13 protein-coding genes are annotated in these 14,655 nt (G+C 46.7%); all 13 read left to right on the top strand.

Annotation, left to right across the window (positions count from 1 at the left end; all coding sequences use genetic code 11):
• Positions 1 to 93 precede the first annotated feature (93 nt).
• The 13 genes from A6723_RS06020 to A6723_RS05970 all read left to right on the top strand — a co-directional run bounded on the left by A6723_RS06020 (position 94) and on the right by A6723_RS05970 (position 14,484).
• Positions 94 to 1,359, top strand: coding sequence for a lipopolysaccharide biosynthesis protein (locus tag A6723_RS06020; RefSeq protein WP_054908308.1), 1,266 nt, complete (start codon positions 94 to 96; stop codon positions 1,357 to 1,359).
• A gap of 9 nt (positions 1,360 to 1,368) precedes the next feature.
• The gene (gene pseB / locus A6723_RS06015; protein ID WP_054908307.1) at positions 1,369 to 2,367 is read left to right on the top strand and encodes a UDP-N-acetylglucosamine 4,6-dehydratase (inverting); all 999 of its coding nucleotides are present in this window, start codon (positions 1,369 to 1,371) and stop codon (positions 2,365 to 2,367) included.
• Positions 2,367 to 3,527, top strand: coding sequence for a UDP-4-amino-4,6-dideoxy-N-acetyl-beta-L-altrosamine transaminase (pseC, locus tag A6723_RS06010; protein ID WP_054908306.1), 1,161 nt, complete (start codon positions 2,367 to 2,369; stop codon positions 3,525 to 3,527). The genes pseB and pseC overlap by 1 nt, the downstream gene beginning before the upstream one ends.
• Positions 3,524 to 4,228, top strand: coding sequence for a pseudaminic acid cytidylyltransferase (pseF, locus tag A6723_RS06005; protein ID WP_054908305.1), 705 nt, complete (start codon positions 3,524 to 3,526; stop codon positions 4,226 to 4,228). Before pseC ends, pseF begins: the two co-directional genes overlap by 4 nt.
• Positions 4,225 to 5,325: a UDP-2,4-diacetamido-2,4,6-trideoxy-beta-L-altropyranose hydrolase gene (gene pseG / locus A6723_RS06000; RefSeq protein ID WP_054908304.1), complete on the top strand. Its 1,101-nt coding sequence runs from the start codon at positions 4,225 to 4,227 to the stop codon at positions 5,323 to 5,325. Before pseF ends, pseG begins: the two co-directional genes overlap by 4 nt.
• Positions 5,322 to 5,816, top strand: a complete 495-nt coding sequence (gene pseH, locus A6723_RS05995; RefSeq protein ID WP_054908303.1) for a UDP-4-amino-4,6-dideoxy-N-acetyl-beta-L-altrosamine N-acetyltransferase — start codon at positions 5,322 to 5,324, stop codon at positions 5,814 to 5,816. Before pseG ends, pseH begins: the two co-directional genes overlap by 4 nt.
• A 15-nt stretch (positions 5,817 to 5,831) precedes the next feature.
• Complete coding sequence (gene pseI, locus A6723_RS05990; RefSeq protein WP_054908302.1) at positions 5,832 to 6,899, top strand: pseudaminic acid synthase; 1,068 nt, start codon at positions 5,832 to 5,834, stop codon at positions 6,897 to 6,899.
• Positions 6,896 to 8,287 (top strand): hypothetical protein, encoded by a 1,392-nt coding sequence (locus tag A6723_RS31655; RefSeq protein WP_139092911.1) that lies wholly within the window; start codon positions 6,896 to 6,898, stop codon positions 8,285 to 8,287. Before pseI ends, A6723_RS31655 begins: the two co-directional genes overlap by 4 nt.
• Positions 8,274 to 8,960, top strand: a complete 687-nt coding sequence (locus tag A6723_RS31650; protein WP_064979585.1) for a hypothetical protein — start codon at positions 8,274 to 8,276, stop codon at positions 8,958 to 8,960. The genes A6723_RS31655 and A6723_RS31650 overlap by 14 nt, the downstream gene beginning before the upstream one ends.
• Positions 8,947 to 10,095, top strand: coding sequence for an O-antigen ligase family protein (locus A6723_RS31645; RefSeq protein ID WP_139092910.1), 1,149 nt, complete (start codon positions 8,947 to 8,949; stop codon positions 10,093 to 10,095). Before A6723_RS31650 ends, A6723_RS31645 begins: the two co-directional genes overlap by 14 nt.
• The gene (locus tag A6723_RS05980) at positions 10,095 to 11,204 is read left to right on the top strand and encodes a glycosyltransferase family 4 protein (RefSeq protein ID WP_054908301.1); all 1,110 of its coding nucleotides are present in this window, start codon (positions 10,095 to 10,097) and stop codon (positions 11,202 to 11,204) included. Before A6723_RS31645 ends, A6723_RS05980 begins: the two co-directional genes overlap by 1 nt.
• A gap of 40 nt (positions 11,205 to 11,244) precedes the next feature.
• Positions 11,245 to 12,654 carry a mannose-1-phosphate guanylyltransferase/mannose-6-phosphate isomerase gene (locus A6723_RS05975; protein WP_054908300.1) on the top strand — a complete coding sequence of 470 codons (1,410 nt, stop codon included), beginning with the start codon at positions 11,245 to 11,247 and terminating at the stop codon, positions 12,652 to 12,654.
• Positions 12,655 to 13,068: 414 nt separating this feature from the next.
• The gene (locus tag A6723_RS05970) at positions 13,069 to 14,484 is read left to right on the top strand and encodes an undecaprenyl-phosphate glucose phosphotransferase (protein WP_054908299.1); all 1,416 of its coding nucleotides are present in this window, start codon (positions 13,069 to 13,071) and stop codon (positions 14,482 to 14,484) included.
• The last annotated feature ends 171 nt before the right edge of the window (positions 14,485 to 14,655 follow it).

The following is a 14,655-nucleotide window of genomic DNA, read 5'->3' as shown; positions in this document are numbered from 1 at the left end:
ACCTGTTCCCGCACAGATAGACAATCAAAATATCCCTGCGTCTCAGGAGTTAAACGAAAAATCCTGGGGCGGTAGCGTGCCTGGATAATCCAAATGCCGAAAATCGCTCTTTCCAGGTTAAGCAATATCGTCCTTCGCGGTATGACCTTAGCAAGCAAATTCCTCCTGATTTTCTTTCTCGCCCGTTATCTACCTGCCAGTGAACTTGGCTTATACGGACTCCTAACAGCCACGATTGCTTATGCGTTGTACCTTGTCGGCCTGGATTTTTATATCTATACGACCCGAGAAATTACAAAAATTGGCGGATGGCACTTCGGCGGCTTGCTGAAGAACCAGATAACCATGACGGGCGCCCTATACGCAGTATCTCTTCCACTGCTATTCCTAATATTTATCACAAAGCTGCTCCCATGGGAAGTATCTATCTGGTTCTTTGTACTCCTTGTTCTGGAGCATATAAATCAGGAGATTGGCAGGCTATTAATAGCCCTCTCGCAACAACATGCGGCCAGTCTCAATCTCTTTCTTCGTAGCGGATCCTGGCCGTTGGCAGCCATCCTGCTTATGAGCTTATATCCAGGTTTAAAAAGCCTCGAATATGTACTGCTACTCTGGGTAATTGGAGATCTCCTGGCAATAACGCTCAGCATCCTCAAACTGCGGAAACTTGAAATAATCGGATGGCATGAGAAGGTCGATTGGAAATGGATCCTCACAGGGATAAAGATCGCCATCCCATTTCTGGCTGCCACTCTAGCTATTCGAGGGATTTTTACGTTCGATCGTTACTGGATCAAGGAGCTTTCAAACATTGAAATTGTCGGCGCCTACGTTTTATCCATGGGCCTAAGCAACGCGGTAATTTCTTTTCTCGACGCTGGAGTTTTCTCCTTCATATATCCGACCCTCATAAAATCCCACAACGAAAGAAACTCTATTCTATTCCGCAGCCAAGCTCGGAGCCTTTTCATTCAAACCGCTTTATTTCTATGCATCCTGACAATCGGGGCAGTTACACTCATCACCCCAGCACTTAGCTTTATTGGAAAACCAATTTACTCTGAAAATAGTAACTTGTTCTACTGGTCATTATTCAGTGTGATTTTATATTCACTTGGCATGATCCCTCATTACTGCCTTTACGCCCAAGGGAAGGACCGAGCGATCATTCTAAGTCACCTTCTTGGCTTGGCAGTGTTCCTTTTTAGCACCTGGATGCTTTCCTCAGCTATCTCCTACATGGCGATCCCAATCAGCCTTTGCATAGCCTTCCTGGTGATTCTGGCCACGAAAGCGCTGGCATTTTTCCTACTCACGCCTCCCGACTGCAACCCATTTATTTCTCCTCAAAACTAGGTGATACCAATGCTTACTAACAAGACCATCCTAATTACTGGCGGTACTGGTTCATTCGGAAACACCTTCGTCCCGATGACGCTGGCTAAATACTCACCAAAAAAAATAATCATCTTCTCGCGCGATGAAATGAAACAGTGGGAGATGGCAAAAAAATTCCAAGGAGACAATCGCGTCCGCTTCTTCATCGGCGATGTTCGTGACAAAGAACGCCTCTACCGCGCGCTCGATGGAGTGGATTATGTCGTCCATGCAGCAGCGACAAAGATCGTCCCCACTGCTGAATACAACCCGTTCGAGTGCATCAAGACCAACGTAATGGGCGCCATGAACCTTATCGATGTCTGCATCGACAAGGGCGTAAAACGCGTTGTCGCGCTCTCGACAGACAAGGCCAGCAGCCCCATCAACCTCTACGGTGCCACCAAGCTTGCCTCGGACAAACTTTTCGTCGCCGGTAATTCGTACTCCGGTGGGCATGACACTCGCTTCTCCGTCGTTCGTTACGGCAACGTCATGGGTTCCCGAGGTTCGGTGATCCCCTTTTTCATGAGCATCAAGGACAAGGGAGTCCTTCCGATCACCGATGAACGCATGACTCGCTTCATGATTTCCCTCGAGGAAGGCGTTGAGCTTGTCTGGCATGCGTTCGATGACATGGAAGGCGGCGAAATCTATGTGAAAAAGATCCCTTCTATGAAAGTGACCGATCTGGCTCGCGTGGTCTCGCCGCAATCGCGTCAGGAAACTGTGGGAATTCGCCCGGGTGAGAAATTGCACGAGCAAATGATCAGCGCCGAAGACGCTCTTTACACCTACGAGTATCCCGAGCACTTCAAGATCCTGCCGACCATCAACAATTGGGCAACCTGCGCAAAGCGCATCAAGGATGGCGTCAAGGTTCCCGAAGGTTTCGTTTACGCCAGCGATAACAATGCCGAGTGGATGAGTGATGACGCGCTCAGTACCTGGATCGATCGTAACTTCGACAAGATCGGGAGCATCTGATGATCCCTTATGGCCGCCAGGAGATTCTCCAGACTGATATCGACGCCGTGCTGGAGGTCCTGGGTTCAGACTTCCTTACGCAAGGTCCGATGGTTCCTCGCTTCGAGCAACACGTCGCTGGGCATGTTGGTGCGCGCCATGCTCTTGCGGTCAATAGCGCCACCTCGGCCTTGCACATTGCTTGCCTTGCGTTAGGCCTGGGAGCAGGAGACACGCTCTGGACTACGCCGGTCACCTTCGTTGCTTCCGCAAACTGCGCTCTCTACTGCGGAGCAGAAGTCGATTTCGTCGATATCGACCCCAAGACGTACAACCTCTGCCCCCAAGCACTGGCGGGCAAGCTGGAGCGAGCCGAGGCCAGCGGCAAGCTGCCCAAAGTGCTGGTCGCGGTACACCTGTGCGGCCAACCCTGCGACATGGCGGCTATCCATGGGTTGGCGCAACGCTATGGATTCAAAGTCATCGAAGATGCCTCCCACGCCATTGGCGGTAAATATCGCGGTGAATTCATCGGCAACGGCCGCTACAGCGACATTACGGTCTTCAGCTTCCACCCCGTGAAGATCATCACCACAGCGGAAGGTGGCATGGCTTTGACCAATGACGCCCACCTTGCGCAACGAATGGCGCTGCTACGCAGCCACGGTATAACCCGCGAGCCCTCGCAAATGACCCATGAGCCGGATGGCCCCTGGTACTACCAGCAAATAGAACTGGGCTTCAACTACCGCATGACAGAGCTGCAGGCAGCGCTGGGGATAAGCCAGATGCAGCGGCTGGACGCCTATGTAGCTCGCCGCCATCTGCTTGCGCTGCGCTACGACAAGTTGCTTGCTTCAATTCCGGTCACAACACCCTGGCAGCACCCGGAGAGCTACTCAGGTTTGCACCTGTACGTTATCCGCCTTCAACTGGATAAAAGCGCACGCAGCCATCTCGAGGTATTCCAGCAGCTGCGCGCGGCCGGTATCGGTGTGAACCTGCACTACATTCCCGTTCATACACAGCCGTACTACCAAAGCCTCGGATTCAAGAAAGGTGACTATCCGCACGCCGAGCAGTATTACCAGGAAGCGATCAGCCTGCCCATGTACCAATCGCTCAGCGCCGAACAGCAGGATCAGGTCGTCACAGCACTGGGCCAGGCTATCAGCGCATGAAGCTGGCAGTCATTCCTGCACGAGGGGGCAGCAAAAGGATTCCGCGCAAGAACATCAAGCTGTTCTCCGGAAAGCCGATGATCGCCTGGTCCATCGAGGCAGCGCTGCAAAGCCGCTGCTTCGATGAAATAGTCGTATCTACAGACGATCCAGAGATCGCGGAGGTTGCCCGGCAAGCGGGGGCAGAAGTGCCTTTTCAGCGCCCTCAATCGCTATCAGATGATCACACCGGAACCATCCCTGTCATTCAGCACGCCATCGATTGGTACCTGGAACGCGATCAGGCAATCAGCCAAGTCTGCTGCATCTATGCAACAGCCCCTTTTATACAGCCAGGCGATCTGCGTGCCGGCCAAGCAAAGCTGGCGACCCAGCAAGCCGGCTATGTCTTCGCCGCAACAAGTTTTCCATTCCCCATTCAGCGAGCATTCAGCCTGAATGAGAACGGCCAAATCACCATGTTCCATCCGGAGCACTTCAATACACGCTCCCAGGATCTGGAGGATGCCTACCACGACGCTGGTCAGTTCTATTGGGGTACCCCGGAAGCCTGGCTCACTGGGAATCCGATTTTCGGCAGCGCCTCAAGCACGGTGATCCTTCCAAGGCATAGGGTTCAGGACATAGACACGCTGGAAGACTGGCAGCGGGCCGAATGGATGTTAAAGGCAATGCAGGCGGAAGCAGGCCCGGCCGAATGAAAATCGTCTTCCGTGTTGACGCCTCCTTGAGGATTGGCACCGGCCATGTCATGCGCTGCCTCACACTTGCCGATGCGCTAAAAGCGAATGGAGCGCAGTGCCACTTCATATCCCGAGAGCATCCAGGGAACCTGAACGCGCTGATACAGCAGCGGGAGCACACACTAGGCACTCTTCCTTATTCTCCAACTGAATACAGCGAAGAGGAAAACGCCCCGCCCCACGCAAGCTGGCTTGAAACTTCCTGGGAGGAAGACGCAATCCAAACGGCAGAACAGTTAGTCGGAGCGCGGGCAGACTGGTTGATACTGGACCATTACGCGCTGGATTACCGGTGGGAAAAACTGCTCGCCGAGAAGACGCGCCACATAATGGTTATCGACGACCTTGCCGATCGATTGCATGCCTGCGACCTGCTCCTCGACCAAAATCTTGGAAGAAGCGCCGATGATTACGCGCGCAGAGTTCCTGCTGCCTGTCGATTACTGCTGGGACCACAGTTTGCCTTGCTGCGCCCAGAGTTTGCCCAACTCAGGGACAGAAGCCTCCAACGCCGCCAAAAAGTCCAGGCTCGCAGTCTGCTGATCAGTATGGGAGGCGGGGATACACCGAACGCCACAACGAGAATCATGCACAGTTTGCGTGGCGTGCTGGATAGCCAATGGACCTTGCAAGTCGTAATGGGGGCCAATGCTCTCAGAACAGCAGAAGTAGATGCCGTGGCACGGAGCATGCCCTGCCCGACAAGCGTACTGGTGAACACTCCCCATATGGCAAAGCTGATGGTCGAGGCCGACATCGCAATCGGAGCAGCTGGCTCAACCTCCTGGGAACGGTGCTGTCTCGGCCTCCCCTCCATCATGCTGGTAATGGCAGACAATCAAGAGCGTATCGCCACGCAGCTTCAGCAGGTTGGCGCAGCAGCTCTCATCCAGTCGATAGACAGTATCGAAACGCAACTTCCCCTCGCCCTGCAAAGCCTCTGCGCCCCGTCGCAATTGCACCTAATGGCATTGGCTGCCGCAGACGTCACCGATGGCAAGGGAACAGAGCGAGTAATTGAGCTTCTGACCCAGCATCCAGGAGTTTCCCTTTGAGCAGGCTTAGAAAGCTAACGGAAGCTGATCTGCCTTTACTGCTCAGTTGGCGTAATGACCCAACGATCAGCAGGTACATGTTCAACAAGAAGCCCATTTCTCTGGAAGAACACCGCCAGTGGTACCTCCGCGTAGCTCATAACGAGGCTTACACCCTATTGATCTTTGAGCAAGACGGCGTGGCGCTGGGACATATGAACTTCACGCAAAATACCGACACCGCTATCGCGGAATGGGGATTCTATATCTCCCCCGATGCAGCCAGAGGAGCCGGCTCTACGATGGGTGCTTGCGCGCTTGAGCTCGCATTTGAAGAACTGCATTTTCACAAAGTCAGTGCACAAGTACTGAACTACAACGAACGATCCCTGCACATGCACCATAAGCTCGGCTTCAAGCAGGAAGACGTGCTGCGCTCCCATCACTTCGATGGCGAGAGCTACCACGACATCCATTGCTTCGGCCTACTCGCCGATGAGAGGCGTAACTGAATCTGGAACTTAGCCATGACGACCTTACCTAGTATCTCTATTGCAGGGCGGCGCATTGCCGAAGACTGCCCTCCTTACATTATTGCCGAGCTCTCCGCCAATCATAACGGTCGATTAGAGACGGCACTTCGGATAATAGAAGAAGCACACAAGGCTGGTGCAGATGCCATCAAACTTCAGACCTATACAGCAGACACCATCACGCTGAACTGCGACTCGGAAGAGTTCCAGATTCATGGCGGCCTATGGGATGGGAAAACACTCTATCAACTCTACCAAGAAGCACAGATGCCCTGGGAATGGCATAAGCCGCTCTTCGAGCACGCGCATAAGGTAGGCATAACCATCTTCAGCTCTCCCTTTGACAACACCGCCGTCGATCTGCTCGAAAGTCTTAATTCCCCGGCTTACAAGATCGCCTCTTTTGAAGCAGTGGACTTGCCACTCATCAAATACGTAGCCAGCACAGGTAAGCCCATGATCATCTCGACGGGGATGGCTGATGTCGATGAGATTGGGGAGGCGATTGAAGCGGCGCGGGAAGGGGGCTGCAGGGAACTCGCTATCTTGCGATGCGTTAGCGGCTATCCAGCGCCAGCAGAGGAATACAATCTGCATACAATAACGGATATGAAAAAACGATTCGGACTGGTAACCGGCCTATCTGATCATACATTAAGCAATATAACCGCTATAACCAGTGTTGCCTTAGGTGCATCGATCATCGAGAAGCACTTCACTCTCAATAGAAACGGCGGAGGTCCGGACGACAGCTTTTCAATCGAACCGGGAGAGCTAGCAATGCTCAAACAGGACTGCAACGCCGCAAGGGCAGCCTTAGGAGGCTTACATTACGGATGTAAATCAAGTGAAATGAAAAGTATTAATTTCCGAAGATCTCTATACTTCATAAAAGATGTAAAAAAAGGGGAAATAATTACCAGTGAACACGTAAGAAGCGTTAGACCTGGGCATGGCCTCCCCCCTAATCTTTTAAACAAAATAATAGGAAAGCCTGCAAATAGAAACATAAAACAAAACACACCAACAACACTCCTCGACACAATTGAGGAAAATAAATGAATATTTGCTTTATTGCCTGCTTTGAAAAAACTATTTTCTTTAAGAAAATAGCAGACGCAATACTAGAAAGATCACCAGAAATATCAATATCCTGGATATCAACATCTCCAAAATGGACAAAATTTCTAGCACATAACGGGACGCCAGAAGAAAAAATAACGACACTATACAAAAGCAAAAAGTCCACACCAGAAGAAAAAGACAAAGCAGTTACCCTAATAAGAAAGATAGAGGAGTCCAACAAGAAGTGCATAAACTTTGCAATCCAATCCGATAGAGTAGTGAAACACTGGAAAAAGAACGATATAGAAAATTACATAACAAATTGCATAACAACAATAGACGGAGATATAGAGAACAGAAAAATAGACATTATATTCGGAGAAGCCACAGCACTACATGAAGTTCTTGCCGCACTAATTTGCAAATCCCTAGATATAAAATTCTTAAAGCCCCACACAGTTAGAATACCAAGTGATCGATTTGCGTTTTTTGAGGGTTATCTTGAGGAAAAAATACACTCTCGCATGAAAAATGACGAAGAAGATATTTTAACTTTAGCAAGAGATACAATAGAAAGAATAAAAAAACAAAATTTAAAGCCAAATTATTTTTACAAAAACAACAAACCACCTAGCTTCTTAGACATAAGCCTCATCAAGAGGGTACTAAAAAAATTACCACAGATGATAATAGAGCAAAAACATAATGGCGCAGAGAAAAGCCTATACCATCATATTTTTATAGAGAAAAAATACCTTACCCCATTCAGAGCAAAGCGAAAAAGTTACCTTAGACTATTTTCCCACCCAAAATCTAACGAAAAACACATCCTATTCACACTACACAAGCAACCAGAAGCATCAATAGATGTGTTGTGCACTGAGCATTCCAACCAAATAGAATTAATAAGAAGAATATCACTAAACACCCCAAGAGATTACAAAATATATGTAAAGGAACACTCCAACGCAATTGGAGAACGGCCAAATAACTTTCTTAACAAGATAAATAAAATACCAAACGTTAGACTAATTTCCCCACACGCGGACTCACACGAACTTATTCGAAATGCAAATCTTACTATAACAATTTCAGGAACAGTAGCGTATGAAGCAGCTATATTTGAGAAGCCGTCGGCAACATTATCCCCACTATTCTTTAATAAATTCGAATCATGCCGATACATAGAGAGGACTTCAGACATATATGACATTCTTAACGAAAAACACCACCCAACACCGCCATTAGAAACACTAGCAACTCTGCTAAAAGACTCTTACTCCGGAATTATTAGCGACCCGGTAAGCTTCCCCGAATGCATAGACGATAAAAACATAGCAAAGGTAACAAGTGCCTTTATGGACTGCATATATGGAACCCCCTAAAAAACTATTAATTACATGTGACTCTCACGGTACAAATTGGGGATGTATCGGATACGCTGAACTTATAAGAAAATCACTAGAAGACAAAAACTGGGAAGTCACAACTCTAGCATTCCCTGGTCTTAGCTTAAGGAAAGCAGCACCTTCTATAATTGCATCCCTAGAAACAAAATATGATGCTGTAATTATTGGTCTTGGCAATCCAGACATCCATCCAAGGATCCCAAAAAAAATAATAGCGTCACTAAAAAAAATTGGAATACGGAATATTAGAGACTCATATTTTTCAGTACCTCCATTCTTGTCACTCAGCTACTTTGCCAGACTCCCATTATTTATATTAAGACTAATCCTAATTAGATTCTACAAAGAAACATACCTTTCACAGAATGAAATAAAGAGAGTCCTTTCAAAAATAATAGATGTATCATTAAAAAAATCCAAAAAAACCATAATAATTCCGACATTTAAGATAAATGAAAAAGTATACGGAACAGACCATAACACCAGATCCACAGACATAAATAACTATCTTATAAATAACTATACGGAACACATTGTAAATCCACAAAAAAAAGCAAATTACAATATAGACTTCTTTCATTTCAAACAGAACTTCCAGGACAACCTTTGCTGTGTGATATTAAAAAAAATACACCATGCGCAAAATTAGAACCTCAATACTTAAATCATACATAAGCATAATCCTCCTCCTATCACTATTTATTGGATATGGATTTTTCTCTGACACAAAAAAAATACTAATACCGTTGGGGATACTGTTCCTGGGAGCCGCTTTCATTTCGAATACAAACAAGCCAAACATCTATGCAACATTAAAAAGCAGAGAGCTTATATCATTCACCTGCACAACAACATTATTTATCGAACTAGTTATAGGACAATTACTCTGGGAGCGAAACTCAAACTCACTACTTTTAGTTGCGCCATTAGCAATATTATTTTCATACAAATTAATTGACCCATCGCAATTTAAAAAAATCCTGTACTACACAACTATAGTAATAGTTATTCTGGCAGCATATGAGCATTTAACATCAAGCTACCTTTATATAAAATCAATTGAGGTCGGCGACGAGAGCTTTGAGCTTAGCCAGGAGATGTTTTCGGGTGCATCTAATTTATTTAGAGCAAAGTCAATATTCTTGGGCCCCCTAACCTTTTCAGCTTATCTAATCTGCACAGCAATTATATTAAGAGAAAATAAGATTGCACTTGCTTTCTGTTTAGTCGGAGCCCTACTTTCATCATCCCGATCCGCAATAATAATAACAATACTATTGTCAGCTCTGACAATGCTACAAAAATCGCCACGCAAGTTAATTATCAATGCCGCAATCGTTACTTCAGTTTCAACAATTGCCTTATTTGTATTAATTAAAATCTATCCACCCTATATAGATCGTCTATTAGAAGCCTTGGATTTTAGTGGCGGATCTGCTACAAACTCATATCGTCAAATGTTTTGGGTGGCAGCTCTCAAAGAGCTGCAGGCTTATGATATAAGACAGTTGATACTTGGGAATAACGGAGCTTTTAGGGCGACTTATAAAAACAACGCTGAAAGTGGATGGCTAACATTAGCACTGGACTTTGGAGTCTTGGGGTTAGCGGCTTATATATTACCCTTAATAGAAAGAATATACTTCTTAAAATCCAATATCGACAAGCTATCACTAACTCTACTTCTTATTGCCAATTCTGTATTCACACTATGCTATGGCGTAACGGGATGCTTTATGTATTGGATTACATTGTGGAGTTTTCAAGGAGATAGACACACTTAATGAAAATAGCATTAGTTCATGACTGGCTGGTAACAATAGGTGGAGCAGAACGTGTGCTTGGCTGCATTCTAGATATATATCCAGACGCAGACATATACACAATCATTGACACTTTAGACAATAGCGAAAGAAAGTTAATTCACGGAAAAAAATGTACTACCACATTTATCCAGAATCTACCCAGAGCGAGAACTAAATATAGAAACTATCTTCCACTAATGCCTATAGCCATAGAACAACTAAATCTCTCAAAATATGATCTTGTAATTAGTAGCAGCCACGCCGTTGCTAAAGGCGTAATCACCGGACCTGACCAACTTCATATATGCTACTGCCACTCCCCAATTAGATATGCTTGGGATATGCAGTTCCAATACCTCGAAGAGTCCAACTTGTCTCGAGGAATAAAAAGTATAATAGCGCGTATTTTTCTCTACAAGATAAGAGGCTGGGACTACAGAACAGCTAACGGGGTTGATCACTTCATTTCAAACAGCAACTACATATCTCGCAGAATAAAGAAAATATACGGGAGAGAGTCCACCACAATATATCCAAATGTAGCAGTAGACAGCTTTAAAGAAACCAGTGCAAAAGAAGATTTTTATCTAACCGCGTCACGAATGGTTCCGTATAAAAAGATCGATTTAATCGTAAAGGCCTTTGCTAAAACCCCAAACAGAAAGCTGGTAGTAATAGGCGATGGCCCCCAGATTGAAAAGGTAAAGAAATTTGCAACTCCCAATATTCGCATATTAGGACATCAACCTTTCGAAGTTCTTAGAGATCATATGCAAAGAGCCAAAGCTTTTATCTTTGCGGCAGAGGAGGATTTTGGGATAGCAGTTGTTGAGGCCCAGGCCTGCGGCACCCCTGTTATCGCATATGCAAAAGGCGGGGCCCTAGAAACAGTTATAGAAGGTAAAACTGGAATATTTTTCCACAGTCAAAGAGAGGAATCTATAAATGATGCAGTTGATAAATTTGAAAGAAACTCAGCCTTCAACTCTATCGATATAAGACAGCACGCAGAACAATTTTCCACCGAAAGATTTAAAGCTCAATTCATGAGTTTTGTTTCAAATGCAATTCAAAAAAGAACAGAATAACTTGCACTTCCCAGCAACCAATAATTGAATAAATCAAATCATGATTACCCCTATTATATTGGCCGGCGGCACTGGTTCTCGGCTATGGCCCCTTTCTCGACAATTGAATCCCAAGCAGTTTCTTCGCTTAACTGATAATAAACTTTCCATGCTGCAAAAAACAATTGAGCGTTTGGATGGACTAGATATTGCTAACCCTACACTGATCTGTAACGAACAGCATCGATTCCTCGTTGCAGAACAGCTCCGTCAATTAGATATCACCAGCGCCACAATCCTTCTAGAGCCGGTTGGGAGAAATACGGCTCCTGCAATTGCCCTAGCTGCACTTCAAATTACTCAAGACAAAGAAGATGCCATTATGCTGGTACTAGCGGCAGACCATTTGATTAAAGACAATGATGCCTTCCGCTCGGGTATACATACTGCAGTTCAATTAGCGAACGAAGGAAAACTAGTAACTTTTGGAATAGTTCCTACACATGCCGAAACTGGTTATGGCTACATTGAAAAAGGCAGCGAACTGCCAAATGGAGGCTATATTGTTCGCCGTTTTGTCGAGAAGCCAGATATTGGAGTCGCTCGCGACTATGTTACTAGCGGTAATTACTGCTGGAACAGTGGGATGTTCATGTTTCGTGCAAGCCGTTATCTGGAGGAGCTCAAACAACATCAGCCAATTATTTTTTCCGTTTGCGAAGATTCCCTTAAAAACGCAAAGAACGAATTTAATTTTATTAGGGTAGATCACGATATATTTCTTTCTTGTCCGAACGACTCTATAGACTATGCAGTAATGGAGAAAACTTCCGACGCGGTTATGGTGCCACTTGATGCAGGCTGGAATGATATTGGCTCGTGGTCAGCAGTCTGGGAGATCAATACGAAGGACGCCAATGATAACGTTTTCATTGGCGATGTGATGGCGCAAGGAACTCATAACACCTACATACAAGCAGACAGTCGATTGGTGGCTGCCTTGGGTGTAAATAATCTGGTCATTATTGAAACTAAAGATGCCGTACTCGTAACTCATAGAGACAATGCTCAGGAAGTGAAGATTTTCGTCGACCAGATGAAACTAGATAAAAGAATTGAGCATATTCATCACAGGGAAGTCTATCGTCCATGGGGAGTATATGACTCTATCGACAATGGCCCGCGCTACCAAGTAAAGCGGATAACGGTAAATCCAGGTGGAAAACTCTCCGTGCAAATGCATCATCACCGAGCAGAGCACTGGATTGTTGTCAGTGGCACTGCAAAAGTCACTAACGGCGAGCAGACTTACCTAGTAACTGAAAACCAATCAACTTACATCCCGATTGGCCAGGTTCACGCCCTTGAGAATCCAGGAGTTATTCCTCTCGAACTAATTGAGGTGCAATCTGGAACCTATCTCGGCGAAGACGATATTGTTCGCTTCGAGGACAAATACGGGCGTAGCTGATAGATTTTTTCTGTTTTTCCTTTTCAGCCTAAACTCAGATATTAACTATACATTACATATACACCAAAATCTTACAACGAGAAGCACACCCTTATAGCGCACATAGACTTTACTGTCTAATTTTTCCAATAAGTAATTTCCAATTTTAAATAAATTCGAGACAACTTAGCTCCTGGAAAAACTCTCAACTCCAATTTCAGAAATTTATTTCCTTACCAGGTTTTCCGGAAATTCACCTTGCGAAGCTCTAGGTTAATTAGCGAAGACGCATGATTCAGGATATTAATTTCATAGGTTTTTTTAGACCCCTCAACATCACTTGATTCCCGCCTTCACTTAATTTTATTTCTGTCGTCACGGAAGAATTGTGGCGCTGATTTCAGGATGCTTTCTAGCACCAGAGAGAACCTATAAATGAACCGCTTGGATCGCGGAATTCTCCGCCCCCATCAAGCCACTATTTCCGTGCTGCAGAAGCTGTTTGATCTCGGTGTAATCTGTCTCGGCATGGGCGCGGTTATCGCCGCCGATAGGGTGCACTGGGATTATTCAGCAGTCATTGCAACTCTATTTGCCTTGGTGATCTTCCATCTGCTCAGCGACTTCGGGCAACTCTATGTCTCATGGCGTGGTGAACGAACTCGCGAAGAGTTGCGTAAGGTCGGTAGTATCTGGGCGATTAGTTTTACCGGGGTCGCCGTTACCGACTACCTTAGCCCAGAAATAACCGTACTCAGTGGTACAGGGCAGATTCAGTGGTTCTCCCTGGTACTTGCTGGATTGTGCGGTTATCGCGTACTTTTGCGATCGGGTTTGCATGCCCTGCGCCGAAGAGGTTTTAACGCGCGATCCGTTGCCATTGCCGGCGCAGGAGTGTTGGGGCAGCGCCTTGCAACTAACATTGCTAGCGCCCCCTGGATGGGGCTGGAGCTGACTGGATTCTTCGATGACACGTTTCATGCCCCGATTAGCTTGGGCAATGGCGATATAAAACTGCCTATTTCTGGCACGTTGGATTACCTAGTCGAACAGGCTCGCGCGGGCAAATTGGATCGCGTCTACATCACGCTCCCCATGCGCAGCGAAACGCGAATCCGATGGCTGGTGGAGCGACTGAGCGATACCACCGTATCCGTCTATATCGTTCCCGATGTTTTCGTTTTCGACTTGCTTCATGCTCGTTCGCAGAATATCGACGGCATCCCCACCATCAGTATCTTCGACAGTCCCATGGTAGGCGCGAGTGCTCTAGTCAAGCGCCTCGAAGATATCGTCCTCTCGTCGCTGATCCTCTGTCTGATTGCCATCCCCATGCTATTCATATCGGCGGCCATAAAATTCACATCCTCCGGCCCGGTATTTTTTCGCCAGAAGCGCTACGGCATTGACGGCCGCTCCATTGAAGTGTGGAAGTTTCGCAGCATGCGGGTAATGGAGGACGGCGAGAAAGTCACCCAGGCAACCCGCAACGATAGCCGCATAACCCCGTTAGGAGCCTTCCTGCGGCGGACCTCTCTGGATGAGCTGCCACAATTTATCAACGTGTTCTTGGGCGATATGTCCATCGTCGGGCCTCGCCCGCATGCCATCGCGCATAACGAGGAATATCGTGGGCAAATCAGTAGCTACATGCTGCGCCACAAAGTAAAGCCGGGCATCACCGGCTGGGCCCAGGTAAATGGCTGGAGAGGCGAAACGGATACGCTGGAAAAAATGCAGAAGCGTGTCGAGTTCGACCTGGCCTACATCAATAACTGGTCGCTCTGGTGGGATCTGAAGATCGTATTCCTGACGCTGTTCAAGGGCTTCGTCCACAAGAACGCCTACTGATTGTTGCCTTTTTCACTTCAAGAATTTACTGCCTCTCCCCACCAGCCAATTCCTACATCCGCTATCCATCCCCGTTGCTAACCTGCGCAGCCTTTCGGCCAGAACCTTGCGCTTTGGAATACCTGCGCAGAAACAGTCCGCGCCCTCCCGTTCACCTCCTTTGTGTAGCCA

Origin of the sequence: Pseudomonas sp. AU11447 (assembly GCF_001672555.2) — a bacterium.
Lineage (GTDB): Bacteria > Pseudomonadota > Gammaproteobacteria > Pseudomonadales > Pseudomonadaceae > Pseudomonas > Pseudomonas nitroreducens.
The sequence above is the reverse complement of the archived record's forward strand: the minus strand, read 5'-3'. Positions and strand labels throughout refer to the sequence as shown.